The following is a 2323-nucleotide window of genomic DNA, read 5'->3' as shown; positions in this document are numbered from 1 at the left end:
GTGATCGCTCTGGAAACCGCCGTGAAGCATGAGCCGGAGATCCGGCAGGCCCTGTACGGGCTGGAAGGGCCGGCGCGGGCGCGCAGGCTGGTCGAGGGGCTGGAGCACGAGGACAAGGTGCGGAAAAGTCCGGAATTGCGGGCCGCGCGGTTCGTGAAGGCGTGGGACGGGCTGAGCCGTGAGCAGCAAAGTGTGGCGCTCAGGGAGCTGAAGCGGGACGCGCCGCTTGAGTCCCTCCTGCGGCAGAAGGGGCATGAACTGGGCGTCCGGAAGGGATCGACGCTCGATCAGGGATTGCAGCCGCAGCGCACGCGCTCCCTGTCGCGCTCCAGGGGGCGGGATATGGATATGGGGATGTAAAACAGGAGACGTACAGAAAACTGTACGTTATAATGGTCATGGAGGACCGATCATGACCTGTGTTTCCTATACCGACCTGCGCCAGAACCTGGCGCATTATCTGGACGAAGCCGTGAACAGCCGCGCGCCGATCGTCGTGACGCGTAAGACCGGGAAAGGCAGTGTCGTGCTGATGTCGGAAGAAGAATTCTCCGGCTGGCAGGAAACCGTGCATCTCCTGAGCAGCCCACGCAACGCGGAGAGGCTGTTGCGGAGCATTCGTGACATCGAGCACGGGGTGGCGACCGAGCGTGATCTTCTGGAGCCGCAGGGTGATCTGTCGGCGTGAAGGTCATTTTTCATGAAAATGGCTGGGAGGATTATCTTTCCTGGTTCCAGTCAGATCATGCTGTTCTTGGGAAGGTTAATGCCCTGATCGAGGATGTAAGGCGGCATCCATTTCAGGGGCTGGGCAAGCCGGAACCACTGAAGGGACAACTTTCCGGGTGGTGGTCCCGACGGATTACGGGGGAACATCGTCTGGTCTACCGGGTTCAGGGCCGCGCGGGAGAGGATCAGCGGATCGAGGTTGCCCAGTGCCGGTTTCATTACTGAAGGAGAGGCGTCATGAGCGAGACGGATCCGGCAGCCCGTGCCTTTGAGGATCTGTGCGCCGAAATGACGGTGCTCCGGCGCAGCGTGGAAGCGCTGCCCCAGGCATGGCGGGACAGCCGGCCGCCTGACTACACGCCGGACCTGGCCAGACTGGTCAAGGCCCTGAACGACGTGGGCGCGCGCATGAAGGCGATCGAGGCCAGTCCGACGCTGAAGATGACGCCGCAGGCCTATGGGCAGGGGGTACGACAGGCAGGGCTTTCCGTCTGTCAGGACATGCAGGCCGCCTTTCATACCGCGATCCGTGCGGTTCAGGTGGAGCGGCAGCAACTGACCGATATTGTCGGACAGGCCCGTACCCAGGACCGTCAGAACTGGTGGGTGCTGAAGGTCGGGCTGGCCTGTCTGGCTGTCGGGATCGGGTTCTCGCCTATCCTGACCTATCTCCTGCCGTCGTCAGTGGGGACGCGCGTGGCCTCCTTTATCGTGGGCGGGCAGGATCGGTGGGAGTCTGGGGCGTTGATGATGGAGGCCGACAATCCCGAAAGCCTGCGGCATATGATCTGGGCCAACCGGCTTGTGGACGCCAGTCGGGACCGGATCGCCGCCTGCCAGAAAACGGCCAACGAGACGAAGGTGGACCAGCCCTGTGTCCTGACCATCCGGCCGGATGGGTCATAAGCGTCCTGTCAGGACAGGAGATCATGCACGCTCATGCCGTCGAGGATGGCCATAAAAGCATCGGTTGCCTGTCTGGTCAGGTGACGGAGACGGCAGGCATCTGCCAGGATGCAGGGTCTGCCCTGAAGCGGCGCACAGCCGGTCATGACTTCACCTTCGGTTTCCATGAGGCGGATGACATGCCCGACATTGATGTCTTTCGGGGAGCGGGCCAGGCTGACGCCACCATTCCTGCCCCGGGTTCCCACCAGGAGACCATGATGGCACAGGTCGTTGACGACCTTCATAAGATGGTTGTGGGAGATATTATGCCGCTCGGCGATGTGCCGGATCGTCATGCGGTTTTGTGTGTGTCCGTGGCGGGCCAGATGGATCAGTACGCGAAAGGCGTAGTCGGTACGCAAGGTAAGGTGCATCAGCCAGGTCGCGTGGCAGTCGGGCTGATCTGCCCCGAAGGCGTGAAAAGGTTTCCGGGACCATAGTCCGAAGAGGCCAGGTTTTCGAGCTGGTTGCTGACGCGCATCCAGAAGGCGGCATCATCCTCAAGGCCAGCCTCGACGCACCGGCCAACGTGATAGCGCGCCCGTTCCCTGGCGCCAGACAGCCCGTATTCGCGCAGGAAGGCCACCATCATGGGTAACCGGCCGTTTGAGGCCGCCTTATGATTGAGGATTGTGACTGGTAACTT

The 2323-nt window shown here is 61.9% G+C and carries 5 protein-coding genes and 1 pseudogene; 4 read left to right on the top strand and 2 right to left on the bottom strand.

Features of this window, described 5'->3' with window-relative positions:
- The 4 genes and pseudogenes from NJLHNGOC_RS16540 to NJLHNGOC_RS15415 form a co-directional block, all read left to right on the top strand.
- Window positions 1-360, top strand: a pseudogene (locus NJLHNGOC_RS16540) (Ti-type conjugative transfer relaxase TraA); the annotation flags it as partial.
- Between the two features lie 52 nt (window positions 361-412).
- On the top strand, window positions 413-688 hold the full coding sequence (locus NJLHNGOC_RS15425; protein WP_113597107.1) for a type II toxin-antitoxin system Phd/YefM family antitoxin: 276 nt from the start codon (window positions 413-415) through the stop codon (window positions 686-688).
- Window positions 685-954 carry a Txe/YoeB family addiction module toxin gene (locus tag NJLHNGOC_RS15420; RefSeq protein WP_110557466.1) on the top strand — a complete coding sequence of 90 codons (270 nt, stop codon included), beginning with the start codon at window positions 685-687 and terminating at the stop codon, window positions 952-954. The genes NJLHNGOC_RS15425 and NJLHNGOC_RS15420 overlap by 4 nt, the downstream gene beginning before the upstream one ends.
- Window positions 955-966: 12 nt before the next feature.
- Window positions 967-1635: a DUF6118 family protein gene (locus NJLHNGOC_RS15415; RefSeq protein WP_113597106.1), complete on the top strand. Its 669-nt coding sequence runs from the start codon at window positions 967-969 to the stop codon at window positions 1633-1635.
- An 8-nt stretch (window positions 1636-1643) separates the two neighbouring features.
- On the opposite strand, the gene NJLHNGOC_RS15410 is transcribed toward NJLHNGOC_RS15415, so the two are convergent.
- Together NJLHNGOC_RS15410 and NJLHNGOC_RS15405 are read right to left on the bottom strand one after the other, a co-directional pair.
- On the bottom strand, window positions 1644-2051 hold the full coding sequence (locus NJLHNGOC_RS15410) for an RrF2 family transcriptional regulator (protein WP_113597105.1): 408 nt from the start codon (window positions 2049-2051) through the stop codon (window positions 1644-1646).
- A partial coding sequence (locus NJLHNGOC_RS15405; RefSeq protein ID WP_206059822.1) for a hypothetical protein occupies window positions 2051-2323 on the bottom strand: 273 nt, incomplete at its 5' end. The genes NJLHNGOC_RS15405 and NJLHNGOC_RS15410, both read right to left, overlap by 1 nt.

This window comes from Novacetimonas cocois, from assembly GCF_003311635.1.
In the GTDB taxonomy this organism is placed as follows: Bacteria; Pseudomonadota; Alphaproteobacteria; order Acetobacterales; family Acetobacteraceae; genus Novacetimonas; species Novacetimonas cocois.
This window is presented reverse-complemented; position numbering and strand designations above follow the sequence as displayed.

What these genes read in the sequence shown, in the direction of transcription:
- NJLHNGOC_RS15425 (WP_113597107.1), top strand. Translation starts at nt 413, where the DNA reads ATGACCTGTGTTTCCTATACCGACCTGCGCCAGAACCTGGCGCATTAT.
- NJLHNGOC_RS15415 (WP_113597106.1), top strand. Translation starts at nt 967, where the DNA reads ATGAGCGAGACGGATCCGGCAGCCCGTGCCTTTGAGGATCTGTGCGCC.
- NJLHNGOC_RS15410 (WP_113597105.1), bottom strand. Translation starts at nt 2,051, where the DNA reads ATGCACCTTACCTTGCGTACCGACTACGCCTTTCGCGTACTGATCCAT.